Here is a 26,456-nt window from a genome sequence, read left to right as displayed (position 1 = left end):
TACAATTTGAAATTTAGTGGTTTATCTTTCCTTATATTGACAATCTAAGTATAATATTAAGGTAATCTTGTTAAGTTTAAGAGGCATATTTTGAATACTGTTTTTAATGGGAAGGATTTTGCGAGTAAGTATTATTTAATGCTAAAAGAATTCTTAAAACAACACGACTTGAAAGATAAAATTGCATTAAAAGTTATTTTAGCAAATGATGAGTCTGCAAGCAAGCTTTATGTTTCAATTAAGAATCGAGTTGCAAAAGATATTGGCTTAAATGTTGAAGTAATTAAATTTTCTACAAATTTTGTTCAAAGCGATATTTTAGAAGTAATTGATAGAGAAAATAAAAATTTAAGTACAGATGGAATTATTGTTCAATTGCCTCTTTTGAAAGGTATGGATTTGAATTCTATTTTAAATGGTATAGTTTATTCAAAAGATGTTGATGGCTTATCTTTTATTAATTTAGGTAAAATGATTTTGGGTGATAAAAAAGGGTTTATTCCTTGCACGGCTCTTGCTGTATTAAAGATTTTGCGAGATGAGGGAATAAAAACATCGGGAAAAACGGTTGTTGTAGTTGGTAGAAGTCCTCTTGTGGGAAAACCTATTTCAATATTACTCTCATCAAAGCCTTATGATGCAACTGTTATTGCTTGTCACAGTAAAAGCATTTATTTAGATGTTTATTTAAGACAGGCAGACATTGTCATTTCTGCTGTTGGTAAGCCTAAGTTGATAGATAAAAGCATGTTATGTGGAAAACCTTATGTGATTGATATTGGTATTTCTGAAATTGAGACTAATAACGGAAAAATTCTCTCGGGTGATACAGATTTTGACAATATTAAAGATTATGTTAAATTTATTACCCCTGTTAAGGGAGGAATAGGGCCTGTTACGGTTCTTATGTTAATGTTTAACACAATTAAAGCTCATTTGATTAATAATAATAAGTTTGACATTTTAGATCGGTTGGAAAAATTGGTGGAGGTGTAAATGTCTGGTCACAGCAAATGGTCAACAATAAAGAGAAAAAAAGGTGCTCTTGATGCAAAACGTAATAAGCTTTTTACAAAGCTAATAAGAGAAATAACTATTGCAGCTAAAATAGGTGGGGGAGATATTGAGTCTAATCCGAGACTAAGGGTCGCTGTTAATAAGGCTAAGGTTGCCAATATGCCAAAAGATAATATTGAGAAGGCAATAAAAAAGGGTATTGGTGGTAATGAAGGAGTTGAATATTTTGAAATTACTTATGAGGCTTATGCTCCTTATGGAGTGGCTCTAATGATTAACTGCTTGACAGACAATAAAAACAGAACTTCTAGTGATGTAAAAAGTGTTCTTACAAAAGGTGGAGGATCTCTTGGAACCCCAGGTTCAGTCTCATATATGTTTTACAGAAAGGGTCTTATTGTTTACAATTTAGAAAAATATCTTGAGGATGAAATAATGGAATTTGCATTAGAAGTTGGTGCTGAGGATATTTTAGTTTCAAATAATGAAGCGGAAGTTATTACAAGTCCTGATGATTTTGATAAAGTCTTATCTTTTTTGAAAACTAAATTTAAAGAAGAGATGGCAGAGATAGCTTTAATTCCGGAAAATAAAATTTTTTTAAACAAAGAGCAAGCAGAAAAAATAATTCTTCTTGTTGAAAAGCTTGAAGACTTTGATGATGTTCAAGAAGTAATTCATAATTTGGAGATTCCAGAAGAATTAAGCTGATTTTCTAATTTTATTTAAATCTTTTCATAGTAGACTCTGTAAATTTTATTTCCAAAATCATCTGAAAAAAGAATTGAACCGTCATAATATGTGATTATATCAACAGGGCGCCCAAATTTAGAGTTATCGAACTTTAAAAATCCATGTAAAAAAACTTTGTAATTTTTTGCTATTCTGGTTTTGGGATCAATATCCAGTGTAGTTATTTTGTAGCCAATAGGGGATGATCTGTTCCATGAACCATGTTCTGCTATGAATAATTTATTAATATATTCTTTTGGAAAGCTATTTCCTTGATAAAAGTGTATTCCAAGTGGGGCTACATGTGCAGGAAGTTCATAAATAGATGGGATAAATTTAGTATTTTTGGGTGCTTTGTTATAAAAATTATAATTTTTTTGGTTTTTTCCAAACACATAGGGAAATCCAAAATGTTCTTTATGTTTGATTATTAGGTTTATTTCGTCTGGGGGAATGTTGTCTCCCAATCCGTCTTGGCCATTGTCGCTAAAATACATTTCATTGCTAATTGGATGAAAATCAAATCCAACTGAGTTTCTTACTCCAAAGGCAACTATGTCTTCGTTTTTTGTTTTTAAATCGAAGCTAAGAAGTATTGCTTCTTTTTTTGGGGGGATTTTAGCATTATGTTGGGATCCTATGTTTACTATTAATTTATTATTTTTAGGATCTACTTTAATATAACGTCCGGAGTGCATGTTGGAAGTATTTTTGGGTAAAAGTGAAAAAATTTGCATTTTCCATGTATAGTCTTTATTTGATTTTATGCTTTTATTAATTTCTTCTTTTACATTTTCAACTACATATATTTTATCGACAGAAGATATATACAATTTATTATCCCAATAAGCAATACCAATAGGTTTTTTTAAGGTTTTTGCTATGGTATAAATTTTTTTGTTTTTTGTTACAAAATATGCAAAATTGCTTCCAGACCCTATGAATATGTTCCCATCTTGATCGCTTGTAATTCCCCTTGGTTTTTCAATTGTGTTGTTTAAAAAAATTTCGACTTTAAATCCATTAGGAACTTTTAGTGTGTTTGTTGTTTCTTCTGCTGCTATAGTTATAGATGAGATTAAAAAAATAGTTATAATTAATTGAAAATAGCTATTTAGAAATTGGTTTTTCATTTATTGTCCTTTTTTTTATTTAGTGCTTTTGCTTTAAATTGGATGTTTCTGTGTAATATAATTTAATTATATGATAAATAAGATTCATGGTAAAGTTGTAGAAAAAAAAGAATCTAGTTTGGTTTTAATGACTACTGTTTTTGAATTTGAACTTTTAGTTAGTGCATTTTGCCTTGCTAATTTTAAGTTGTCAGACAAAGTTGAACTTTTTACCTATCTTTATACGAGAGAAAATGAATTGAAACTTTTTGGATTTTTGAATTCAGATGAAAGAGAAACTTTTAAAGGACTTATTGGAGTAAGTGGAATAGGTCCAAGGGCTGCTTTAAGAGTGCTCTCTAATATAAGGTATAATGAGTTTAAGGACGCTATTGATAGGGAAGATGTTGAACTTGTTGCTAAAATCAAAGGCATTGGTAAAAAAATGGCTGGTAAAATGTTTTTACATCTTCAGGGTAAACTTTTGATTAATAATGAGCTTGAATCTAATCTTTTTAGATTTAAAGAATTAGAAGAGTCGATTATTAGCATGGGATTTGACAGAAAAATTGTTAATAGTAAGCTTAAGGAAGCTTACAATTTAGTTGAATTTTCAAATTTAAAAGACTCTGAAAAGGAGCAGTTTTTATTTAAGGAGGTTTTGAAAAGAATTTCGAATTAATAGTTAGTTTTTGGTAGTTATAAAATAGTCTTTAAGAGGTGTTTATGAAAGACGAAAATAGTATAAACTTTTTAAGTTCTAGTGAAAATTATTTATATGATAAAGGTGAGAATGAGCTTAGACCCAAAGTTTTTGAAGATTTTAAAGGTCAGGCTAATGTTAAAGAGACGCTTAGTATTTTTATAAGAGCTTCTAAAGAGAGAGATGAAGCTTTAGATCATGTGTTTTTAAGTGGTCCACCAGGTCTTGGGAAAACTACTCTTGCAAGTATTATTGCTTTTGAGATGAATGCTTCAATTAAGATTACGTCAGCTCCGGCTTTTGACAAACCTAAAGATATTATTGGGATTTTGACAGGTCTTGATGAGAAGAGTGTTTTATTTATTGATGAAATACATAGACTTAGACCAATAATAGAAGAAATGCTTTGTATTGCTATGGAAGATTATGAGCTAGACTGGGTAATCGGGCAAGGAGCTAATGCAAGAACTGTTCGAATGCCACTTCCAAAATTCACATTGATTGGAGCTACTACTAAACCGGGAAAAGTAACATCTCCACTTTATGCGAGATTTGGAATTACTGCAAGATTTGAACTTTACAGCGAAATAGAGCTTGTTGAGATAATAAGGAGAAATTCTGTTATTTTAAATATTGAAATAGAAGAGGATGCTGCTTTTCTTCTTGCAAGAAGTTCAAGAGGAACCCCCCGCATAGCAAATAGATTGTTAAGGCGAATAAGAGATATTGCTCAGGTAACTGGAAGTTTGGTTGTTACAAGTGATATTGTTTCAATTGGGCTTGAAATGCTTAGAATTGATGGAGAAGGTCTTGATGAGCAAGATAGAAATATTTTAAGGAGTTTAATATTGAAGTTTAATGGAGGGCCTGTAGGTGTTGATACTTTAGCTATTTCTGTAGGGGAAACAGCAGATTCTCTTGAAGATTTTTATGAACCTTATTTAATTATGAAAGGATTTATTAATAGAACTCACAGAGGTCGTAAAGCTACTGAATTTGCGTATCTTCACTTAAACTTAGAGATGAAAGAGGATAGTCTTAGTGAAAACCAAAGAGTTTCATTTTAATTTACCCCATTCTTTAATAGCTCAATATCCAAGTGAAAAAAGAGGATCTTCAAGGTTAATGGTGCTAGATCCCAAATTGCAAAAAATTTATCATGAAAATTCTGTAAACAATATTTTAAAATATATAAATAGCGATACTTTTATTATTTTTAATAACTCAAAAGTTAGAAAATCAAGAATGTATGCAGAATCAGAGATTGGTAGTAATGTTGAATTTTTGATTTTAGATAGAATTGGTACTGCTATGTTTACTGCGTTGATTTCTAAGTCCAAAAAGCAAATTGTTGACAATGTTTACAAATTTCCCGAAGGATTAATCGGTAAAATTTTGTCGAAAAATGGTAGTGAGATTGTTTTAAAATTTGATGCTGATGTTGGAGAAGATTATTTTGAAAAGCACGGTTTTGTTCCTATACCCCCTTACATTAAAAGAGATTATGATAAAATAGACGAAGATCGATATCAAACTGTTTATTCTAAGTACATTGGTTCTGCAGCTGCTGCAACTGCAGGATTGCATTTTGGCAAAGATTTGTTTTCTGTTTTTGAAAAGAACAATATTGAATATGATTTTGTTACTCTTCATGTGGGGCTTGGCACTTTTCTTCCTGTAAGATCAAAAAGGATCGAAGAGCATAAAATGCATTTTGAAACTTTTTTAATAAAAGATAGTGTGGCTGATAGATTGGAGAATGCAAAATTTCTTGGTAAAAAAATTTTATCAATTGGCACTACAACGCTTAGGGCTTTGGAGTCATCTTATGATCATAAACTTAGGAAGTTTAAAACAGGTCAGCAAAGTACAAATCTTTTTATTTATCCTGATCAAAACTATTGTTTTAAGTTTGTCGATATGCTTTTTACGAATTTTCATACACCACAATCTACTCTTTTGATGTTGGTTTCTTCATTTGCAGGCAAAGATTTTGTGTTTAACTCTTATAAAGAAGCTGTAAATCAAAGTTATAAATTTTTTTCTTATGGTGATGCTATGTTAGTTTTAAATCATATATAGATATTAGTTGTGAATTATTTTATATTTAAATTATAATAGAGGCTTAATTTAAATAATTAGGAAATTAGGAGGAAAATGTATGAATACTTCTCTTTTTCAGCAAGAAAGGCAAAAATATATTCCCAAGTTGCCAGATATTTTAAAAAAAGATTTTAAGAATATTAGTTTAGTTTGTGGAGAAAAAACTGAAGCAATTCAAGATAGACAGGCTTTAAAGGAATTTTTTAAAAATACTTATGGGTTGCCAATTGTAAGTTTTACTGAGGGCAAGTCTAATTTATTTTTTTCAAAAGCTTTAAATATTGGTATTATTCTTTCTGGAGGACCTGCTCCCGGGGGGCATAATGTTATATCTGGTGTTTTTGATGCAATAAAAAAATTTAATACAAATTCAAAGCTTTTTGGATTTAAGGGAGGCCCTTTAGGCTTGTTGGAGAATGATAAAATTGAACTTACTGAGAGTTTGGTAAATTTTTACAGAAATACCGGAGGTTTTGACATTGTATCTTCTGGAAGAACAAAAATAGAAACAGAAGAGCATTATAACAAAGCTCTATTTGTTGCTAAAGAAAACAATCTTGATGCAATTATTATTATTGGTGGTGATGATTCGAATACCAATGCTGCTATTCTTGCAGAGTATTTTAAAAAGAAGGGAGAGAATATTCAGGTTATTGGAGTTCCAAAGACAATTGATGCTGATCTTAAAAATGATCATATTGAAATTTCATTTGGGTTTGATTCTGCTACGAAAATTTATTCTCAGATGATAGGTAATTTATGTCGAGATGCCATGTCGACTAAAAAGTATTGGCATTTTGTCAAACTTATGGGTAGGAGTGCATCTCATGTTGCTTTGGAATGTGCTTTAAAAACTCATCCAAACATTTGCATTGTGTCTGAAGAGGTTTTGGCTAAAAAGAAAACTTTGGCTGAAATTGTTGATGAAATGGTGTTTGTTATTTTAAAAAGATCTTTAAATGGGGATAATTTTGGAATAGTTATAGTTCCTGAGGGCGTGATTGAATTTATTCCAGAAGTTAAGTCTTTAATGGTTGAATTATGCAATATTTTTGATAAAAATGAAAATGAATTTAAGGGGCTTCACATTGAAGAGATGAAAGAAGTTTTCGTTGCCAATCTTAGTGATTATATGAAGGCAGTTTATTTGTCTTTGCCTTTGTTTATTCAATTTGAGCTTGTAAATTCAATTTTAGAAAGAGATCCTCATGGGAATTTTAATGTTTCAAGAGTTCCTACTGAAAAATTGTTTATTGAGATGATTCAATCAAGATTAAGCGATATGAAAAAAAGGGGAGAATATAAGGGAAGCTTTATTCCAGTTGATCATTTCTTTGGTTATGAAGGTAGAAGCGCTTTTCCTTCTAATTTTGATAGTAATTATTGCTATAGTTTGGGATATAATGCAGTTATTCTGATTTTAAATGGCCTTACAGGCTATATGTCTTGTATAAAAAATTTGAATTCAAAACCAACGGATTGGATTGCAGGAGGAGTGCCCTTAACAATGTTGATGAACATGGAAGAGAGGTATGGAGTGCAAAAGCCTGTTATAAGAAAAGCTTTAGTTGATTTAGAAGGAAGACCATTTAGAGAGTTTGTTGAAAATCGTGATAAGTGGGCTTTGAATAATTTGTATTTGTATCCAGGTCCTGTGCAGTATTTTGGTTCTTCTGAGATTGATGAAATAACTGAAACTTTAAAGTTAGAATTATTGAAGTAGAAAATTTATGTTTATTGGAAGCTTGTTGTTGTTTTTCAGTGTTTTGAATGTTTATTCAAATTCACTTGATCATTTCAAGCTAAATTTTAATTATTTAAAGTTAAGTATTGCTAAAAGTTTGCCATTGCAAGATAAATTAACTTCCAGTGGCAATTTTGCTACTCATGAAAAAAATAATATTACTGTTGTTGATAAGGATGATTCTTTTCTTTATAAAAATATTCAAGAGAATAAAGCCTTAAATATTGAAAATGATCTTGAGTCAAAGTCAGCAAAAGATTTGTTTAGATTTTCAGCTATTAGCATTGGATCTTTTCCAATAGTTTTATTTTTGAGCTTGTTTTTTTTTGATGTAGGATACTATTTTTATAGTGGAATGAATGCAAATTACATTCCATATCCTTTTTCAAATGGTCCTAATTTTTCAAAAGATGAAATTTATAAAAAATTTATTATTTCAGCTTCCATTGGGGCTATAGTCGCTATAACTATTGCTTTGATTGATTATTTTCTTCAGTGATATGATAAGACTTAAGAGAGAATTTACTGTTAAAGAAAATGCTTTAAGATTAGATCTTTATTTATCAAGCAATTTGGAAGTTTTGACTAGAAGTCAGATTAAAAGAAGAAATGTAGAAGCGTTTAAAAAGAGTAATGGAAAATTTTTAAAGATAAAACTGTCTAAGCCTGTTTTTAAAGATGATGAAATTCTGATTGAATTTGACGAAGAAATTAGTCAAATTGATTGCCTTAGGCCTAACAATATCCCTATTGCTATAATTTATGAAGATTCTAATATTATTGTTTTGAATAAACCACAAGGAATTTTAAGTCATCCTGGAATATCGCATTGGGATGATACTGTTGTGAATTTTCTTTTATATCATATAAAAAGCTTGAAAATTGATTTTAATGGAGAAAAAATTAGACCTGGTATTGTTCATAGATTAGACAAAGATACCTCTGGGGTGTTAATTTGTGCAAAAAACATTAGCACTTTGAGGTTTTTAGCTCAACAGTTTAGAGATAAAAGGACGAATAAAGTCTACATTGCAATTGTTAAGGGTAATTTTAATAGTTTTTCTGGAAGTATTGAATCTTTTATAGATAGAGATAAACACAATAGGAAAAAATTTGCCGTTTCTAAAGATAGAGGTAAGAAATCATTAACAGAATATAGATTGTTGCTAAATTTCGGGGGATATTCTCTTTTAGCTTTAAAACCTAAAACTGGTCGTACACATCAATTAAGAGTGCATATGAAATATCTTAATTTTCCAATATTGGGAGATGAGGTTTATGGCAGAGTGGATGGCAGTTTAAAAAAAATAACTTTGATGCTGCATTCTTATAAGCTTGAAATTGATGTTGGAAAAAATTCTTTCGAGAAATTCATTTCTGAATTTCCCAAAAGATTTGTAAATTTTTTTGGAAATTTTTACAAAAGCGATGAATTGAATTTGATTATTGATAATTTGGTTCTCTTTTTAAAAGATTTTTAATTTAAAATTTCTTGTTTTAATGAGATTGAGTTAGCTATTATTTTGCCCCCAGTGATTTCGTTAGTGTTAATAACAGTAATAAAACAATTCGGATCAACTTTTTGTGATATATACTTAATTCTTGACAAACGCATTATTGGAACTACTATAAATACTATAGTTTTTTCTGTTCCTGCCCAAGCTCCTTTTCCGTCTATTAATGTGGCGCCTAATTTTAACTTGTTTGTAAGAAGATAAGCAATTTCTTTTCCTTTATCTGAAATTACTAATATTGCTTTTTGATTGCCAAATCCAGTGCTTGTTTTGTCTGTCATTATAGATGTTACAAATGATGCTATTAGTGTGTAAAGAGCAATTTCAATATTAAAGAAAAAGGTTGCAAGTATTAATACTGCTAGATTAACTATAAAGTTTGTTGTTCCAATACTAATTGAATATTTTTCTTTAATGATCATCGCAATTATATCTGATCCCCCCGAAGATCCTTTACCTTTAAATATTAGTCCAAGTCCAAGTCCAGAAATAAGTCCGGCTAGTATTGATACAAGCATCATATCGTTAATATGTATTTTATTTTGTAAAAATTGGGAATAGTTTATGATAATGGAATATAATCCCATTGCAATCCAACTTTGAATGATGAATGTTATATTTAAAAATTTTATTCCAATAATAAACAATGGGATATTTAATACAAATATTGTCCATCCTAAATTGAAGCTTAACAGGTAATGTAGCATTAATGCAATACCCCCAATCCCCCCACTAAGAAGTCCATGAGGGATATATAAAACATTTGTGGAAATTGCCATTAGTGCAGAGCCCAAAGTTATTTGTATTGTACTATTAAATATTAATTTGGGATTTTTAGTTATAGTTTTTAATTTTTTTGCTAGTATTATGAATAATAGCTTGAATTTTTTTTTAATTCTACGATAGTGAATCTTTTTTTTCTTTTTCATCTTAACTCTAGAGTTACTTTTAAGCTATAAGTTAATAATTTACTTGAATTTTATATTAATTTTGCAAAAAAAACAATTTTATTCCCTTTTTTTATTTTTTTTGATATTATGTTCATGAAAACTATGGCGATGAATTATGCAAAATTTATAGTATTACTAGTTCTGCTTTTTTTTTATATTTGGTTTTTTATTATCCTTAGGATGAAAAGGATTAATCTATTTTTACTGGAAAAAATCAAAAATGGAGCAAAAATTTTGGATATTCGATCTCCCAAAGAATATAGTAAATCTCATTATTTTAAATCGATTAATATTCCTTTTAATAATTTATTTGCTAAAAAAGATAAATTGGGTGATTTTGAATCCCAAATAATTGTTTATGGTAAAAGTTTTAATAAGTCTTATGAGGCTAAAAAAGTTTTAAAAAGCATGGGGTTTAAGAATGTGTTTGTGGCTGGTACTTTGAAAGACATGCCACAAATGGAAAAAAAGAAGTTGATTGATGGCTAAGATTATTGGGATATCTGGTGGTTCTGGAAGCGGAAAAACTACAGTTGTGAGTAAGATTAGTGAGTTTATTCCAGAATTTGTCCTTATTTCTCAAGATAATTACTATAAAAGTGTGGGCGATTATGAACATGAATTTTCTAAAGTAAATTTTGATCATCCGGATGCTTTTGATAATAATTTGTTTTATAAACATTTGAAAAATTTAAAAGAAAATAACCCAATAGATATGCCTCTTTACGATTTTATTAATCATAAAAGACAACTTAAAACGGTTTTGGTTGTTCCAACCCCTGTTGTTATTGTTGAAGGTATTATGATTTTTGTTGAAGAGAGAGTAAGAAATTTAATAGATCTTAAAATATACATTGATACTCCAAACGATATTAGATTTATTAGGCGTTTAAGGAGAGATATTTCTAAAAGAGGTCGTACTTTGGAGTCGGTTATTGAGCAATATTTGAGCACTACTAGATGGGGTTATTATAGGTTTATTGAGCCCACTAAAGAATATGCTGATCTTATTATTCCCGAAGGGGGACATAATGATAAAGCGCTTTATGTGCTTTCAACGTTCCTTAAGTCTTTAAGTAAAGAAGGACTAGATTTCATCTAAATTAATGATATTGGATAATAATCTATTTCAATGTAAACAGTATTTGTTATTTTTACCTTTTCTCTTGTCTTGTTAACTAGTTTTTCAAGTAAGCTATAGGATTTTGACAAGTATATTATATTATATCTGTAATTTTTAGATATTTTCTTCATAATAGCTTCTGATGGACCCAAATGCTCAATTCCTTCTTGTAAAAATTCTTTAGATTTTTCAAAAAATTCCCAACATTTTTGTTTAACAGCTTCTTCATTTTTGCTTCTAAATATTATTCTAATAATTTTGTTAAACGGAGGATAGTTTAATTTTTTTCGTATATCTAGCTCTTGTTCGTAAAATTGTTCATATTGGTTCTTATAAGCATACTTTATGGCATAATAATCGGGATTTTTTGTTTGTATGATAATTGTGTTGTCATCTTTAAATCTTGCGGCTCTTCCCATAATCTGTGAGAGTGTTGTAAAAATTCTTTCGCTGCTTCTGAAATCAGGCAATCCTATTCCAATGTCTGCGTTGATTATACCTAATGTTTTTATATTTTCAAAATTGAATCCTTTTGCGATGATTTGTGTTCCGATAAGTATATCTATTTCTTTGTTTTCAAATTTACTTATTGAATCTATATTTTCTATTTTTGTAATATCGGAATCTATTCTTGCAATTTTTGCATTTGGCAAAAATTTTTTTAATTCTTTTTCAACAAGTTGAATTCCATAAGTTTTGTATTTAATGTCTTTTGATTCGCATTGAGGGCAATGACTTGCTGTTTTTGTTTTGTAACTACAATAGTGGCATAAAAGTTTGTTTTCTTTTTTGTGGTAAATCAGGCCAAACGAGCAATTGGGACAATAAATTGTATGTCCGCATTCGTTGCATTCTAGATTTTTTAGATACCCTCTTTTGTTAATGAAAATTAAAGATTGTCTTTTTTCATTTAAACTTTTTTGTATACTGTATAATAGTTCTGATGAAATTGTGCTAGGTTCTTTTTTCATATTTATTATTTTTATATCTTTTATTTTGCTTTGAGAGAATTTGTTTTGCATTAATATTTTTTTTATTTGGTTATGTTTCATTGCGTGGTATGCCTCAAGAGAAGGTGTTGCGCTTCCCATTATAAATTTAGCATTAAATTTTTTTTGCAAAAAAAATGATATGTGTCTTGAATGGAATCTTGGAATATTTTCCGATTTGTATGTAGTTTCGTGTTCTTCGTCCATAATGATTAATTTTAATTTGGTAAAAGGTAGCATTAGTACGCTTTTAATGCCAATAACAACTAGGCTTTCTCCATTTTTGACTTTATTCCATATTAAATTTTTACTAGAATTTGGAACTTTAGAGTTATATTCATAAATCTTATTATGGTGCATATTTAATGCATGTTTTAGTCTTTTTATTATTTGATATCCTAATGATATTTCAGGAATCAAGAAAAGCACTTGTTGTTCTAGTGTTAAGTAATATTCACACAATTTGATAAATATTTCAGTTTTTCCAGATCCAGGTATTCCAAAAAGATAAAAAATATTAGTTTCTTCTGATTTAATAATTTCTTTGTAAATATTTTGTTGTTCATTGTTTAGTTGAAGGCGCTTGTTATGATCCGGATACAGATACTCATTTATTGAAGGCAATGTTTGATTTTTTTTAGATTTTGAATTTTTGGGCAACCCAAAAAATAAAGTTTCTCCAAAGCCCGAGAATGTTTTTTTACTAATCCAATGTGCTAAATTAATGTTATGTTCCGTTATTATTTTAGTTTTATCTATTATTTGAATAATTTCTTTTATTTTGAATTCAAATTTTTCTTTGAATTCGTTTTCAAAATATTTTTTAATAATTATTCCAATTTTATTAGAGCCATTAAAATTAACCATTACTCTTATTCCAATTTCTAGATTTAAGTTAAACTTGTAAAAAAAAAGTTTATTTAAAGGAATATTTATTGCAATTTCATAGTAATAAGTTGAATGATAATGTTCAACCATATTTTATTATGCCTTTTATTATTTTTAAATCTTGCCATATTTCTTTTTTTAATTCTGGATTTTTTATTTGGTTTGTAGGAAGGTATGTAAAAACTAACGGAATACCTTTAAATCTTAGTTCTATTCCTCTTACAATTTGAATTCTTAACGGTTGATTTAAGAAAAAATCTATTTCTTCGCAAGATAAAATTGCTTTAAGGTTTTTATTGCTGATTTCTAAGTTAAGCGATTCAATAGTGTCTATTATTTTATAATTGTTTATATTTATGCTTTTGCACCATTTTGTTATAATATCCCTTGAAGGTTCGTCGAGATAGTTTCTGTTTATATATATTATGATATGATTGTTGTTGATGCTTTTTTCTTGTAAACTATTATTTGGTAATAGGTTTGTTAAATTTTTGGTTTTTATAGACATTTCTTTAGGTTGTTTGATATTTTCATTTTTTTGATAAATTTTAACACTTTTAGCTTTTTCTATTTTTTGTTTAATATCATTCTCTATTTTTTCAAAATTTTCTGTAATTTTACCTTCAATATTATTTGTCAATATTTTAAGTAAAAAAAGTTTTTTATTTAAAATATTATTATTCATAGTAAACCTTATCTAAAAATAAAGCATTTGCGGGTGCAGTTGTTCTTGCAAGGTTTCTATTTTTTGATTTTAGTATTGTTTCAAAAATAGAAATTGATTCGTTTTTTATTTCGATATCCAGCATTGTGCCTATTATTGATCTTACCATTTTCCACAAAAAAGAAGATCCTATTATTTCAAAAATAATATATTTCCCTCTTTTTTTAAATTTAGCAAAATGTATATGCCTAAATTTGGATTTGCTTTTATCTTTTATGCATGAAAATGTGGTAAAATCATGGTTTCCAATTAATATTTTAGCCATTTGGTTTAAATTGCTAATATTTAGTTTTTTGTTTACATAGTGAGCTTGATAGCCTTCCCAGGGATAGTAGTTATTGCTGTTTAATATACAGTAACGGTATTTTCTTTTTTTAGCGTTAAAACGTGGATGAAATGAATTTTTTACATATTTGAGTTTTAGTATTTTTATACTGTTCTTTAATAATATTGCATTTAAAGCTTTTTTTAAATTGTTTAGCTGAATATTGATATTTATATCAAAAGTTATTATTTGTCCTTTTGCATGAACTCCTTTATCTGTTCTTCCAGATGAATGAATTTTTATTTTTTTTTTGTTGATTTTCATTAGAGCTTTTTCAATTTCTCCTTGAACAGTAGGCTTTTTTGGTTGTATTTGAAATCCATGATATATAGATCCGTCATAAGCAATCTCAGCTAATATTTTTCTCATTTATTTAAGATTTTTCATTTCCTTTGATATTTTAAAGTAAACTTCTTTGATTTTGTCTAAAAGTATTGAAGGCTTTTCTTTTGAAGATTTGCCCATTCCTGCTATTTTAGAAAGAGTGGTTTTTATGTCATTTAATTGTTTGTATCTGTATTCTTTATTCTCTTTATTTCCATAAAAGTATTCTAGAAGACCTGATAAGTAGAGAACACTGTCATAGCCGTAATTTTTATCTGTGTCTGGGCCAAATATAGTTGATGCACTAATAGGTTCTGAATTGTCTTTGTCTTTTTCTATAACTAGTTTATAAAGATATGCAGCTTTGTGGTAAAATATTTTTTGAAGATAATTATAGTTTTTGTTTGGTTCTTCTTTTTCAAGGTCTTCAAATGTCCAAGCAGCTCTTATTGCTGATTTTGCTTGATTTAACGTAGGGCTAGAATTCTTTTCAAGATGCTCATAACACAGCATAGCAAGAATATAGCTTGCAGCTCCTTCTTTTAATGTTCTAGATTTGCTGAAGTTGATCGTGTTATCAAAAATCGCATTTATTTTTTTTCTTTCGTATTTTTTATTTTGCAAAATTTCTTTTTTGTTTTTAGGGATTGAATTAAATTCGCTTGGGAATGCTGCAAAGTAGCATTTTGGACATACTGTTACAGAATATATTCTAGGATAAATGTTGCCATATTTGTTGTTTTTTATATATTCTCTTTTTAGATCAATTTTTAACTCTCCAGCTATTAATCTACTACTTCCAGTAAAAAGTTCTTCTTTTTGAAATTTAAAATGACATATAGGGCATTCAATTTTTTCTTTTGTAAAATATGATATTTTTTTCATGAATTAATTTTCTACCATTACAAATGCAATAGCGTACTCCTTTTCATGGGATATTGTTAGGTATAGCTTTAAATTCATGTTTATTGCAAATTTTTCAATTTCATTATGCAAGCAAAATTTTGCATTTCCTTTTAAAGATTTTATTACCTCAATATCTTTAAGGCCATAACGTATTTTATATTGCAACAGTGGACTTAATGCTTTAATTAAAGATTCTTTAGCTGCAAATTTTCCAGCTAAACTTTCTAAAATGCTACCGCCTTTTAATTTAAAATTTTCAATTTCTTTATGTGTAAAGAATCTTTCCATTTTTTTTTTATTTTCTAAAAAACTTTTGAATCTTTCGACTTTTATTATATCACATCCTATTGACTTCATGGTTTGATCTCTGAGCTTTCGATGATTTCTAGTTTTATTTTTTTAGGTTCATAATCATATATTTCTGTTTCATTGATATTCTCTTTAAGAATTATATTTGTGGCAATGTTGTAAATCCCCGGGGTTTTTACATTTGCTAAATCAAAGGCAAGGCTTATATTTTGATTGTTTATATGGGTTTTAATTTGTTTTTCAGAAAGTCTTGTTTTTATTTTTACAAACATTTTGTTTTCTGAGTTTATTATTTTTTCCTTATCTTTAATCTCAAGACCATTTTTTAAATTATTAAAAATAAGATTAGGAAATTTTATTGTTGTGTTTGAATATTTTTTGTTTAAATAAATATTGATTACCACATGACTTTTTTCAAGCATAACTAGAGGGGTTGGAGGAACTACTTCAAGATAATCTGATACAAATAGGGTTCTTGTATCAAACTCTTTTACGTTGGTTTGAATAGTGTTTATTTTTTTAAGTTCTTGTTCAGGACCACATACTAATAAATGTTCAGGCAGTATATTGTATTTTGCAATAAAATATTCTCCTTTGCCATCTTTTTCTATAAGTTTAAACTTAGGCTCTATTTTAACTGATTTAGAGACTTTGTTATCAAGATTTAGCAATACATTTGTTTTTGAGAGCTTATATTCTGCAATGTGTATTGAATTAAGATTTTTTATTTTTATTGGCAGCTTATATTTGCCAGGAATCTTTATTTTTGATGCTTCAATAAATAATATTATTTTATTAAGATCAAGGTATTTTAAATCATCTTTGTTGACTTTTATTGTAATTTTGACTTTGCTAAAGTCGGGAATTTTTCCGAGAGCTATTTGATCATTTAAGACAATGTTGAATTCTTTTTCAGTTGTTATTGATTCTATTTTATTGAAATGAAATGCCACAAACATTAGAATAGCTATTAAAATGGAAATGGCTTTATTTTGCCAATCATCAAATAGTAACTTTATTATGTTTGTTATTTTTTTACTTATTTTCATTATTTTATTCTATTAGCTCGAGATTCAATTTATTTCTAATTTCGTTTAAGCTTAAGTTGTATTCCAATTTTGCATTGGTTGTGATGGAAATAGATCCAGTCTCCTCGGAGGTAATTATTGTTATTGCGTCAGAATTTTCGGAAATCCCAAGCCCTGCTCTGTGTCTTGTTCCAAATGCTTTGCTAATAGAATCAACATTAGATAATGGTAAAAATGAGCCCGCATATTTTAATTTATTTTTACTAATTATTACAGCTCCGTCGTGAAGAGGGGTTTCGCGCTCAAATAGTGATATTAGCAGTTCACTAGATATTAGCGCATCAATTTTAGTTCCTTTGTTTATTATTTGCTCCAGCTGTATTTTTTTTTCGATGCATATTAGGCTGCCAGATTTGTTTTCAGATAGGTGTTTAACTGCTTTTAGAATTTCAGAAATAACTTTTAAAGTTTCTTCTTTTTTATTTGAAAGCTTAAAGGCTAAATTGAAATTTCCAATTTGCATTATTATTTTTTTTATTTCCTGATTAAAAAGTATGACTATTGCTATTGGTAATATATTGGCGATATAATTTAACAGCCAACTAATGGTATAGAGATTTAAATAATAGGAGATAATTCCTATAGAGATGAGGATCAACATTCCTTTTAATAGATTTGTAGAATAAGAATTGATTACGTTTTTATATATGTAGTATACCAAGATGCTAATTAAGCTTAGATCTAAAATTCTTGAAAAAGTATCTTTTATTTGATTTAAATCATTTATGTCTATCATAAATTTTATATTCAATCTCAATGCTAAAACAACTGTACTTATTAACCTATATTAGTATAATATAAAATATATAAATAAGCACAATTTATAATTAAATTAAATTGTTTTTGAATTTATGAATGAAAGAGAAAATATTGTAGCTTTAATATTTGATTTTGATAATACTCTTATTTATGGTAATATGCAGCAAGTTTTGTTTGATGAGTATTGTGTTGATTCTTATTCCTTTTGGAAAGAAGTTGAAAATTTAGAATATGTTTATAAGCAGAATGGTTATAATATCATTTCTAATGAAATGATATATTTATCCCATTTTTTAACCTATGTAAGAGAGGGTTTTTTTAAAAGTCTAGATAATAGAGTGTTATTTAATTTAGGTGCTAAGTTAAGCTTTTTTGAAGGGGTTGTTGGTTTGTTTGATGAGATATTTGAAATAAATAAAAAGTTGGAAAATAATAATTCGCAGGTTAAGATTTATATTGTTTCAAGCGGGTTTAGACAAATGATTTTGGGAAGCAAAATTGCACCTTATGTGAGCAAAGTGTGGGCATGTGAGTTTATAGACTCGTATTTGATGCCTTTTTATGAGCTTAGAGATGATAAATTTTCTAAAAATAAGGTTTTAAGCAGTGTTTGTTACTTTGTAGATCATACAATAAAAACCAGGGTTATTTTTGAAATCAATAAAGGATCTTATGATAAGGTTAATGAGAGAGTGCCAAAGAGTAAAAGGCAAATTCCTTTTAAAAATATATTTTACATCGCAGATGGATTTAATGATATTCCGGCATTTGAAATCTTAAATAATATTTTAAATCATTGTAGAAATACCTTGACAGTGTATCATGGAAATGATAAGAATGCAAAAAAATTGTTTTATGAGAATAGAGTGGGAGATTTTGCTGAGGCCAATTATAGTAAGGGCACTAAATTGTATAATTGGATAATGGAGAAAATTTGCTTGAGTGTTTAAATTTATTTAATTTATTTTACTTACTTTTGTTTAGTTGATAGAAGCAGTAAAAAAACTAAAAGAGGGAATATGTTTAAAGATTTAAATACAAATCAAGGATTAAGGCCTTGGAGAGTAGAATATGTTTTTTATTTTATTGTCATAGTTTTAATATTTATTGGGGTTTTTAAAATAGCAGAAGCTGTATTTAAACCTTTGGCTATTTCCATAGTGTTGGTGTTTTTGGTTTATCCCGTTTATACTTTTTTGGAAAAATTCAAAGTTCCAAAATTTTTAATAGTTTTTCTTATATTTTTTTTATTATTTTCTTTTTCTTATTTGATTTTTAATTTTGTTTATTACAGTGTTACTGTTTTAATAAAACAATTGCCTTACTATCAAAATCAATTGGCATTTATTATGAAAGATGTGCTTAGTCGTTATAAAATTGATAGTTCTGTTATTAATAACATGAATTTCTCTGGTTACATTTATCCATTTTTAACAAGAGCTTCTAATGAGATTATTGGATTTACAAGTAGTTTAGTAGTAGTCTTTTTGTTGTTGTATTTTTTGCTTTCAGAAATACATGTTTTTGGAATGAAACTTGATAAAGCTTTTAAAAAGCCAGTATCTACTAGATTTATTGGAGCTCTAGATACGATTAATAATCAAATTGGCAAATATTTGGGAATAAAGATTCTTGTTAGTTGCTTAACAGGTATTTTGGTGTTTATTGGATTGACTTTGTTTGGGCAAGACTTTCCTCTAGTTTGGGCAGTTCTTACCTTTGTTTTCAATTTTATTCCTAGCATTGGGTCTATATTGGCTGTGTTTTTTATTGTAATAACATCTTTAATTCAATTTTATCCAAACTTAAACATAGTGCTTTATATTTTTATATACAATACTTCTGTTCAAATGTTAATTGGGAATATTCTTGAGCCAAAAATGCAAGGAAAAAGACTTGATATTTCACCATTTTTGCTATTATGTTTTTTGTTTTTTTGGGGATGGCTTTGGGGTATTGTGGGCCTTTTAATAGCTTATCCTTTTACTGTGATTGTAAAGGTAATAGTTGATAATATCAGTTGGTTAAAGTCTTTTTCTGTATTTTTAGGTGGTTCTGAGATTTTAAGCAATATTAGTCATATTGCAAGCAAAGATAAGGAGATTTGATTTTGAAAAGAAAGGTTATGCTTACGGGAGATAGACCTACTGGCGCTCTTCATTTAGGGCACTATGTAGGATCTGTAGTAAATCGGTTAAAATTTCAAGAAGATTATGAAACATATTTTATTATAGCTGATTTGCACACTTTAACTACAAAACCCGATTTGAAAAGCATCAATACAATACCTTATAATGTTAGGGAAATGGTTTTAGATTATCTTGCTTGTGGGATTAATCCTAATAAGGTTAGTATATATTTGCAATCAGCCATACCCGAACTCTTTGAGCTTTATTTAATATTTTCAATGATTGTTACTGTTGCGCGTTTACAAAGGATTCCAAGCATAAAGGATATGAGTATTGCGGCTGGACTTAAAGAGATTCCTTATGGTCTTTTAGGATATCCCGTTCTTATGAGTGCAGATATTTTAATGGCAAAGGCAAATTTAGTTCCCGTTGGACGTGATAATGAATCTCATATTGAATTTACAAGAGAACTTGCAAGAAGGTTTAATCATTTGTACAAAGATAATTTTTTCCCAATACCCGAATCTGTTTTCACAGATTCTCGTCCTTTGGTGGGTATTTACGGTAAAAATAAAATGAGTAAGAGTCTTAATAATGCAATTTTTTTAAACGATTCTGAAAATTTGTTAGAAAAAAAAATTATGTCTATGTATACAGATCCAAATAGAATAAGGGCAGATATTCCCGGCAATGTTGAAAATAATCCTGTTTTTATTTATCACAGTATTTTTAATAGTAATCATGAAGAAGTTGAAGATCTTAAAAGTAGGTATAAGAAGGGCAAGGTGGGTGATGTTGAGGTTAAGAAGAAATTGTTTTTAGCTTTGAATAACTTTTTAAAGCCAATTAGGGATAAAAGGAGTTTTTATGAAGCAAAAAAAAAAGATTACGTTGATGAAATTATTTTTGATGGTACCAGCAAGGCAAGGTTTATTGCAAATAAAGTAATAAAAGATGTTAAAGATTTAATAGGCCTTTCAAAAACTTGGAATGGAATAAAATATAGTGCTAAAAAAACAAAAAATGAAGAATGAAAATTATTGATTTTATGTTAAACTTATAGTGGTGATAAACTTATTATTTAAATCAAACAATATTAATAATTATTATGGTAGATTTGCCTTTTTGATTAAGTTTTTATTAAATTCTAGTAGTTTGAACAAAATGCTTCTTTTTTTATAAATAACTTCGCTGAGCACCCTTGTTACTGGTTCTGTTTTTGAGATTCTCATCCATAAGGTTGCAACAATTTCTTTATTGGTTTTTAATAGTACTTTTAATCCTCCAGAGGCATCTCCTGTTCTAATCTTAGATTGTCTTTTGCCTTCATAGTTAATGATTTCATAATCAACTATTGATAATTCTTGAAATAATTTATTGCTTTTTATCTCTTTAATCAATAGATTTTCATAATTGCTTTTTAAAATTTCTTGATTTTCTATTTTAAGATTTGTTAAATTGGCTTTATTAGATGATACCATTACATTGCTATAAAAATTTATTGTATTTAAAATATCTTTTAAATTATAGTTTTCTTTATAGTAGTTTTTAGATAATTTACACCATATTTGGTAAAGTTCTTTCATTTTTAATAATTTTACGATACTAAGTAAGGTAGTAATTGGGTCTCTTACCCTTGAAGGATATATTATGCAACCTCCGTTTGATCCCTCTCCTGAAATTTTTACAATCAATCCTTGGCTTCTTAAATCATCTGCCATTTCTGTTAGATTGGCTTCTCCAACTTCTACTCTATAAACTTTGGCGTTAAAAAAATCTGCAATTTTTTCAATATTTAGAGATGTTGCATCATTGGTTACTATTGCTATGTTATTTTTTATTCCTGTATAATAAAGATAGCTGAGCTCTGAAATTACTACAAGTGCAAATATTTTTTGTGCTTCTATGATGGTTGCAGTTTTTGTGGCTTTGTCTATAAATACTAGGTTGCCCCTATCTCCATCACAATCTGGTACATATCCTAGTTCAAAAGAATTGTCTTGTATATATCTTTTTTGTAGAAGCTTTTTACATTCATTTAAAGATTTTCCTTCTGGGATAATATTATGCTTAAAAATACCTATTTTGTCATTATATAATTCTATTTTCAATCCCAAAGATTCTATTAATTCTTTATCTATTGAATTAATTCTAGAACTTCCATTCATTTCTGCTATTATTCCAATTGGATTTTTTAATATTCTTTTTTTTAAAATTTCGATATTTTTGTTGTTAATATCGTTTTCATGTGCTATTTTATGTATTAAGGATTTATATGCCTCGTAAGATTGGTTTTTATTTTTTCTTTCTAATATTATTGTTTTGTTATAACACTCTAAATGAGATTTGTCTTCATTGAATTTATTTAGAATGTTAATTAAATGGTTTATTAACTTTTCATTTTGACTATTATTTTTAATTTGTTTTATTATTTCATGAGTTTTAGCAGAATTTAGTACACCGCCATCGTTTAATCCCATTTTTATTCCGTTGTACCCTATTGGATTATGACTTGCAGAGATATAAATGAAACCTTTTAAATCTTTGCTGTTTTTTGTACAAGCTAAAATTTCAGTTATTGGAAGTATACCAAAAAATTTAATCTTTTCTTTATTTGCTATTAATATTTTGATTGTTATTTCTGCAATAATATTGCCAGTGGGTCTTGAATCCAATCCTAATCCAATATAGGGATTGGACTCATTTTTAAAATAATTTGATATTGTAAAGATTATTAGTGCTATTAGTACTTTATCTTCATTACCTATTTCATTTTCTGTTGAATCTTTGTTTTTTGATTTTGCAAAGATTTTTCTAAATCCTGAAGGAGAAAATATCATCTCGTCAAAAGCTTTTTTTAAATTTTTTATGTTAAGTGAATATTGTTTAAGCATGTAAATTTCTTCTCATTGATATTCCAGCCATATTGTTGCTATAATTAATCAATAATATAGCTATTTATATTATTATACTTGAAAATTTGTTTTTTTGCTTATATTAAAAGCTTTATCTTAAGGGGTTTAGTTCTTACTGATGAATATTAAAATTGATAAAATTTTTTCTGAAATGATACTTGAAAAACTTAATTCTGGTGAGATAGGAATTAATAATTTTGAATCCATTAAATATTTTCCTTATGATAATCATGAAAATATTTTTAATATTTCGGACAAAATTTTGAGGTTTAAACTTAAGAAAGGTTTGGTTGAAAATAATTTAAAGAAATATTTTTATGATTTTTCTAAGTTTTTGCATTCAGAAGAAGGCGATTGTTATATTTTTTCTTCTTATGATCTTGAAAATTTGGGACTAATTCTTTTTCCGTATCTTTCTTTTGGAATTTTAAATGGAGGCTCTGCAACAAGTTATTTTGATTTAGCTAAAAATAAGGGAGTAAATGAAGATTTATATATACGGTATGAATCTAAAATACTTGAATTTAAAGAAAAATTTGGAGAATTTCCAAAGGGTATAACTCCAGCTTATATCAATAAAGACGGTAGTTTTGGATTTTCCTTTTTAGCTTTGAAAATCAGACATCTTTTGATGGTTGCCAAAAGATATGAATCTTTTTATGGTAAAAGGGTTAAGCCTTCAATATTTCAAATGACTAGTTGCAAAACGGATGAATTTATTTCAAAATTTTTGGATGATTTATTTGTAGATGATTTGATTAAAAGTGTAAATTTTTGCAATTTTAAAAAAGAAGATATTTTTACAGCTGTTCAACCTTTGGTTTATTGTTATGAAAAACTAAATAGTTCTAATTATCAATATTTTACTATCAAGAATAATAAAAATGATAATTCGATTTTAGCTTTGCCTGCCGGTCATGGTCAAAATTTTAAAATTTTAAAAGATATTTATTTACAGCTTTATGAATCTGGAAAAAGATTCATATATATTGGTAATGTTGATAATATGGGCTTTACAATCAATTTTAAAGCACTTGCTGTAATGGCTTTGACCGATTGTTCTTCTGGATTTGAATTTAGTTTTAAAAGTAATACAGATTTTAAGGGAGGGGTGTTGGCAGTAAATAGTGAAAATCGTTTAACTTGTGTTGATATTGGTGGGGGAATTTCTTTAGAGATTATACAAGAATTTGAGAACAAGGGTAATAAGCTACTATTTAATTGTGCTACTGGGCTTTTTAATTTAGAATATTTGATAAAAAATATTGATGAAATAATAGAAAAAATGCCCATTAGAATTATAGAGCAAGATAAGGAAGTTGGCAAATATATTTCGGTTGAGCAAATAACTTGGGAAGTTTTAAAATTAATGAAAAACCCATTAATTTTAACGGTTGATAGAAGCAAAAGATTTCTTCCCGCAAAGTTATTTATCGATATGTTGCTTAATAGCAACTATCTTGAAGATGGGTATGAATATTATTGTGAAAAGAGAGTTGATAATTATTATGCTACTAAAGATTTGGATTGTTCTCTTTCTGCTTTGTTATTAAAAGATTATGGTTTGTTGCGTGGGTGTTATAGATGGACTTTTTGAAAGCTTTACCTTTTATCTTTGTTTGTTTAAATTTATTTGCGATAGAATCTTTACCAGAAATAGATTATGAATATTTTAATAAGGATAAATCAGATCTTGTAGATTTGATGAAATTTTTAGGTGAATTTGATTTTCAAACTATTTTAAAAGATAGAAACTTACTTATTGGGATTAGAAATTTAACAAATTTAAAGAATGTTCAAGGGCTTGACATTGATGATATTGATAGAATAAAAAAGATTAATCCCGTTGGTGTAATTTTATTTAGAGAAAATTTAAAAGATGCTGAGCAGACAAAAGGATTGATTAATGCAATAAAAAGTCATATTGGACATGATATTTTTATTGCTATTGATGAAGAGGGGGGGATAGTTAGTAGAGCTGGTGAAAATAAAAAAATGGGAGTTTATAATTTTCCAGCTATGGAGTATGTGGGGAGTGTTAAAGATTTGCATCTTATTTATAAAATTGGTGAAGTTCTTGCTAAACAATTGCGCAGGTTGGGTATTAATTTAAATATGGCCCCAGTTGCTGACATAAAATTTGTGCCACATACCCCTTTACTAAATAGAACATTTGGAGGATATTCTGCCTATGATATTGGACTTATGGTAGAAGCTTTTATTGACGGTATGCAGAATCATGGAGTATTTTCGGCAATTAAACATTTTCCTGGATTAGGGGGAACAACCATAGATACACATAAATATTTGGCGGTTTTGCCTTATAGTAAAAGCTTTTTAATGCTAAATAATTTCATACCGTTTGTTTTTGGTAGGGCTGCTAAATTTATCATGATTGGCCATGTAAATGTTCCTAAAATTTCTAAAGATATAACTAGTATGTCCAAAAGTATTGTAAATATTATAAGGGAAAATTTAAATATTACTGGTATTATGATGACAGATTCTTATGATATGGAAGCAATTACAAAAAGTTTTTCTAATATTAAAAATGCTATTAAAAAGTCTTTAAATTCAGGTATGAATATAGTTCTTATCCCTTTTATTGATAGCTAAAAATGACCCTGAGAACTTTAAATATTTACTTTACTTGGAATATTTTGATTTTGATATTTTAATAAAGAAAAAATTAATAAAATATTAAATCTAAATGTAAAAGATGAATTTTTTAAAGAAAAAGAAAATGAAAGTAATTTTATTGTAGCTAGTATTTACTCATTAACCAAAGAAGATTTTAGCATTTTGCTTGGTAATTTTGAAGCATTAAAAAAACAAAAAAAGGAGAAGATTATATTTCGTCTATAATAAGAGCTTATGTTCGATTACGATAAAGACTACTGCTAATAATAATATATAGGGGTTGAAGTTATGAGCAGTAAGAATATTTTTATTAACTCAAAAATTAAACCAATCATTGCTAGCGGCTGTTATCAGATGATGTATTATTTTACTTTCTAATTTAGAAGATGATGACTTTTTTATAACTCCTATTTCAGTACAGTAGTAGCAAGATGAGATATTTGGAATATAAAATGGACCAATAACTGAAAAATCATTAAGATATCCAATATTTATAAGTGGAATAGAATTTTCAATATAAAGTTTATTAACCAAAGGCAAACAGAATATTAGTAAATAAAAACTATTAAGCCCTTCTTTCTTTATTAATAATTCAGTTACATCGGGTATGGGTTATTATTGATATTATGTTTTATTTTGACAATAAATATGAAAAAATTTTAATTTTTTAAATAAACAAATAGATATATTTTTATCAATAAAAATTGCTTGTCAGTATAAATAAAAAGGTTGATAAAAAAATTGAATAGAGTTATTTAAAATAAATAACTCTAAAAGTTAATGATAACATTATTAAACTTTAAATTTTAATAATGTTATCATTTTTTAATGAATAAAAATAATATCTTTGATGTTTCCTTTCTATCACAAGTCTTATTATATTTGAAGAATTTGTTTTTTAAAATATTAATGAAATGAAATGGGGAATTATGATTACTAATACCAATTTGTTTATTTGTATTCGTATGTTTACTATTTCGCTTATCAGATATTGTGGAGCATGGACATTTAAAAAAAAATTAAACATTCAAATATTTTTTAATTTGCTGAGGTACAACACTAAAAAATTCCTAAAAACGCCTATAACATTATTTATTTTAGTATTATTAATAATAAGTTTTAGTTTTTCAAGATCAGATTAAATAGGGTTTGTTTAATTTCCTTTCAATATACCTACTATTTATAGCATTTGTAATTAGTTAAAACTTAACATATAGCTAACGCTAAAAATGAAAATATACGAGATATTGTACTATTAGTAGAAGTTATAGTTCCTAAAACCTTTGAATCTATATTTTTTTTAAATATTCCAAATTATTAGAATAAATAGAAATTAAAATTATTAAAAATATAATTATAGTAATAAATATGTAAATATGTAAATATGTATGTAAGTAAATATGTGAAACTATTTTTATAGAACTTGATAATAATAATATATTATATCTATTGGGGTTTTTAG

At 27.6% G+C, this 26,456-nt stretch carries 26 protein-coding genes and 1 pseudogene; 16 read left to right on the top strand and 11 right to left on the bottom strand.

Going from position 1 to position 26,456, the window contains the following annotated elements; all coding sequences use genetic code 11:
- The first annotated feature begins 90 nt into the window (after nt 1-90).
- On the top strand, nt 91-996 hold the full coding sequence (locus tag BVAVS116_RS00130) for a bifunctional 5,10-methylenetetrahydrofolate dehydrogenase/5,10-methenyltetrahydrofolate cyclohydrolase (RefSeq protein WP_006068327.1): 906 nt from the start codon (nt 91-93) through the stop codon (nt 994-996).
- Nucleotides 997-1,728, top strand: a complete 732-nt coding sequence (locus BVAVS116_RS00125; protein WP_006068984.1) for a YebC/PmpR family DNA-binding transcriptional regulator — start codon at nt 997-999, stop codon at nt 1,726-1,728.
- A gap of 14 nt (nt 1,729-1,742) precedes the next feature.
- On the opposite strand, the gene BVAVS116_RS00120 is transcribed toward BVAVS116_RS00125, so the two are convergent.
- Nucleotides 1,743-2,882: a PQQ-dependent sugar dehydrogenase gene (locus tag BVAVS116_RS00120; RefSeq protein ID WP_006068697.1), complete on the bottom strand. Its 1,140-nt coding sequence runs from the start codon at nt 2,880-2,882 to the stop codon at nt 1,743-1,745.
- A gap of 70 nt (nt 2,883-2,952) precedes the next feature.
- On the opposite strand from BVAVS116_RS00120, the gene ruvA reads away from it, so the two are divergent.
- From ruvA to BVAVS116_RS00090, 6 genes are all read left to right on the top strand, one after another.
- Nucleotides 2,953-3,543, top strand: coding sequence for a Holliday junction branch migration protein RuvA (ruvA, locus tag BVAVS116_RS00115; protein WP_006068737.1), 591 nt, complete (start codon nt 2,953-2,955; stop codon nt 3,541-3,543).
- Nucleotides 3,544-3,587: 44 nt separating this feature from the next.
- Nucleotides 3,588-4,631, top strand: coding sequence for a Holliday junction branch migration DNA helicase RuvB (ruvB, locus tag BVAVS116_RS00110; RefSeq protein WP_006068487.1), 1,044 nt, complete (start codon nt 3,588-3,590; stop codon nt 4,629-4,631).
- Entirely contained in the window at nt 4,606-5,646 is a 1,041-nt protein-coding gene (gene queA / locus BVAVS116_RS00105) for a tRNA preQ1(34) S-adenosylmethionine ribosyltransferase-isomerase QueA (protein ID WP_006068588.1), read from the top strand. Before ruvB ends, queA begins: the two co-directional genes overlap by 26 nt.
- A gap of 79 nt (nt 5,647-5,725) precedes the next feature.
- Nucleotides 5,726-7,390 (top strand): diphosphate--fructose-6-phosphate 1-phosphotransferase, encoded by a 1,665-nt coding sequence (locus BVAVS116_RS00100; RefSeq protein ID WP_006068752.1) that lies wholly within the window; start codon nt 5,726-5,728, stop codon nt 7,388-7,390.
- A gap of 7 nt (nt 7,391-7,397) precedes the next feature.
- Entirely contained in the window at nt 7,398-7,910 is a 513-nt protein-coding gene (locus BVAVS116_RS00095) for a hypothetical protein (RefSeq protein ID WP_006068645.1), read from the top strand.
- Nucleotide 7,911: 1 nt separating this feature from the next.
- Entirely contained in the window at nt 7,912-8,892 is a 981-nt protein-coding gene (locus tag BVAVS116_RS00090; RefSeq protein ID WP_006068884.1) for an RluA family pseudouridine synthase, read from the top strand.
- Here BVAVS116_RS00090 and BVAVS116_RS00085 read toward each other — a convergent pair.
- Nucleotides 8,889-9,854 carry a YitT family protein gene (locus BVAVS116_RS00085; RefSeq protein WP_006068326.1) on the bottom strand — a complete coding sequence of 322 codons (966 nt, stop codon included), beginning with the start codon at nt 9,852-9,854 and terminating at the stop codon, nt 8,889-8,891. The two genes, BVAVS116_RS00090 and BVAVS116_RS00085, sit on opposite strands and share 4 nt — an antisense overlap.
- A gap of 129 nt (nt 9,855-9,983) precedes the next feature.
- Here BVAVS116_RS00085 and BVAVS116_RS00080 point away from each other — a divergent pair, with 129 nt between their 5' ends.
- Together BVAVS116_RS00080 and udk are read left to right on the top strand one after the other, a co-directional pair.
- Complete coding sequence (locus BVAVS116_RS00080; RefSeq protein WP_081581225.1) at nt 9,984-10,364, top strand: rhodanese-like domain-containing protein; 381 nt, start codon at nt 9,984-9,986, stop codon at nt 10,362-10,364.
- The gene (udk, locus tag BVAVS116_RS00075) at nt 10,357-10,977 is read left to right on the top strand and encodes a uridine kinase (RefSeq protein WP_006068424.1); all 621 of its coding nucleotides are present in this window, start codon (nt 10,357-10,359) and stop codon (nt 10,975-10,977) included. The genes BVAVS116_RS00080 and udk overlap by 8 nt, the downstream gene beginning before the upstream one ends.
- On the opposite strand, the gene priA is transcribed toward udk, so the two are convergent.
- Genes priA through cdaA form a run of 7 tightly spaced genes read right to left on the bottom strand, consistent with a single transcriptional unit; the run spans nt 10,974 to nt 17,287 of the window.
- A complete protein-coding gene (gene priA / locus BVAVS116_RS00070; RefSeq protein WP_006068227.1) occupies nt 10,974-12,965 on the bottom strand; it encodes a replication restart helicase PriA in 1,992 nt (663 codons plus the stop codon). The genes udk and priA overlap by 4 nt on opposite strands.
- Complete coding sequence (locus BVAVS116_RS00065) at nt 12,958-13,560, bottom strand: uracil-DNA glycosylase family protein (RefSeq protein WP_006068534.1); 603 nt, start codon at nt 13,558-13,560, stop codon at nt 12,958-12,960. Before BVAVS116_RS00065 ends, priA begins: the two co-directional genes overlap by 8 nt.
- Nucleotides 13,553-14,293: a tRNA pseudouridine(38-40) synthase TruA gene (gene truA, locus BVAVS116_RS00060; protein ID WP_006068630.1), complete on the bottom strand. Its 741-nt coding sequence runs from the start codon at nt 14,291-14,293 to the stop codon at nt 13,553-13,555. Before truA ends, BVAVS116_RS00065 begins: the two co-directional genes overlap by 8 nt.
- Nucleotides 14,294-15,133: a DUF2225 domain-containing protein gene (locus tag BVAVS116_RS00055; protein ID WP_006068749.1), complete on the bottom strand. Its 840-nt coding sequence runs from the start codon at nt 15,131-15,133 to the stop codon at nt 14,294-14,296.
- A gap of 3 nt (nt 15,134-15,136) precedes the next feature.
- The gene (locus tag BVAVS116_RS00050) at nt 15,137-15,511 is read right to left on the bottom strand and encodes a holo-ACP synthase (protein ID WP_006068682.1); all 375 of its coding nucleotides are present in this window, start codon (nt 15,509-15,511) and stop codon (nt 15,137-15,139) included.
- Nucleotides 15,508-16,512, bottom strand: coding sequence for a YbbR-like domain-containing protein (locus tag BVAVS116_RS00045; protein WP_006068764.1), 1,005 nt, complete (start codon nt 16,510-16,512; stop codon nt 15,508-15,510). The genes BVAVS116_RS00050 and BVAVS116_RS00045 overlap by 4 nt, the downstream gene beginning before the upstream one ends.
- A gap of 4 nt (nt 16,513-16,516) precedes the next feature.
- Nucleotides 16,517-17,287 carry a diadenylate cyclase CdaA gene (gene cdaA / locus BVAVS116_RS00040; RefSeq protein ID WP_040351322.1) on the bottom strand — a complete coding sequence of 257 codons (771 nt, stop codon included), beginning with the start codon at nt 17,285-17,287 and terminating at the stop codon, nt 16,517-16,519.
- 115 nt (nt 17,288-17,402) lie between these two features.
- Between cdaA and BVAVS116_RS00035 the strand changes: the two genes are divergently transcribed.
- From BVAVS116_RS00035 to trpS, 3 genes are all read left to right on the top strand, one after another.
- Nucleotides 17,403-18,260: a hypothetical protein gene (locus BVAVS116_RS00035; protein WP_006068908.1), complete on the top strand. Its 858-nt coding sequence runs from the start codon at nt 17,403-17,405 to the stop codon at nt 18,258-18,260.
- 69 nt (nt 18,261-18,329) lie between these two features.
- Nucleotides 18,330-19,418, top strand: coding sequence for an AI-2E family transporter (locus BVAVS116_RS00030; RefSeq protein WP_006068555.1), 1,089 nt, complete (start codon nt 18,330-18,332; stop codon nt 19,416-19,418).
- 2 nt (nt 19,419-19,420) lie between these two features.
- A complete protein-coding gene (trpS, locus tag BVAVS116_RS00025; protein ID WP_006068238.1) occupies nt 19,421-20,473 on the top strand; it encodes a tryptophan--tRNA ligase in 1,053 nt (350 codons plus the stop codon).
- A 72-nt stretch (nt 20,474-20,545) separates the two neighbouring features.
- On the opposite strand, the gene BVAVS116_RS00020 is transcribed toward trpS, so the two are convergent.
- Nucleotides 20,546-22,333 carry a phosphoglucomutase gene (locus tag BVAVS116_RS00020; protein WP_006068664.1) on the bottom strand — a complete coding sequence of 596 codons (1,788 nt, stop codon included), beginning with the start codon at nt 22,331-22,333 and terminating at the stop codon, nt 20,546-20,548.
- A gap of 139 nt (nt 22,334-22,472) precedes the next feature.
- Between BVAVS116_RS00020 and BVAVS116_RS00015 the strand changes: the two genes are divergently transcribed.
- From BVAVS116_RS00015 to BVAVS116_RS06575, 3 genes and pseudogenes are all read left to right on the top strand, one after another.
- Entirely contained in the window at nt 22,473-23,951 is a 1,479-nt protein-coding gene (locus tag BVAVS116_RS00015; protein ID WP_006068766.1) for a UTP--glucose-1-phosphate uridylyltransferase, read from the top strand.
- Nucleotides 23,939-24,970: a glycoside hydrolase family 3 N-terminal domain-containing protein gene (locus BVAVS116_RS00010; protein ID WP_006068818.1), complete on the top strand. Its 1,032-nt coding sequence runs from the start codon at nt 23,939-23,941 to the stop codon at nt 24,968-24,970. Before BVAVS116_RS00015 ends, BVAVS116_RS00010 begins: the two co-directional genes overlap by 13 nt.
- Nucleotides 24,957-25,245 (top strand): annotated as a pseudogene (locus BVAVS116_RS06575) (hypothetical protein); the annotation flags it as partial. The gene BVAVS116_RS00010 and the pseudogene BVAVS116_RS06575, both read left to right, overlap by 14 nt.
- A gap of 64 nt (nt 25,246-25,309) precedes the next feature.
- Here BVAVS116_RS06575 and BVAVS116_RS00005 read toward each other — a convergent pair.
- Nucleotides 25,310-25,534, bottom strand: coding sequence for a hypothetical protein (locus tag BVAVS116_RS00005; RefSeq protein WP_040351321.1), 225 nt, complete (start codon nt 25,532-25,534; stop codon nt 25,310-25,312).
- Between the last annotated feature and the right edge of the window lie 922 nt (nt 25,535-26,456).

Origin of the sequence: Borreliella valaisiana VS116 (assembly GCF_000170955.2) — a bacterium.
Classification (GTDB): domain Bacteria; phylum Spirochaetota; class Spirochaetia; order Borreliales; family Borreliaceae; genus Borreliella; species Borreliella valaisiana.
Note: the sequence above shows the minus strand (reverse complement) of the source record. Positions and strands in the feature narration are given on the sequence as shown.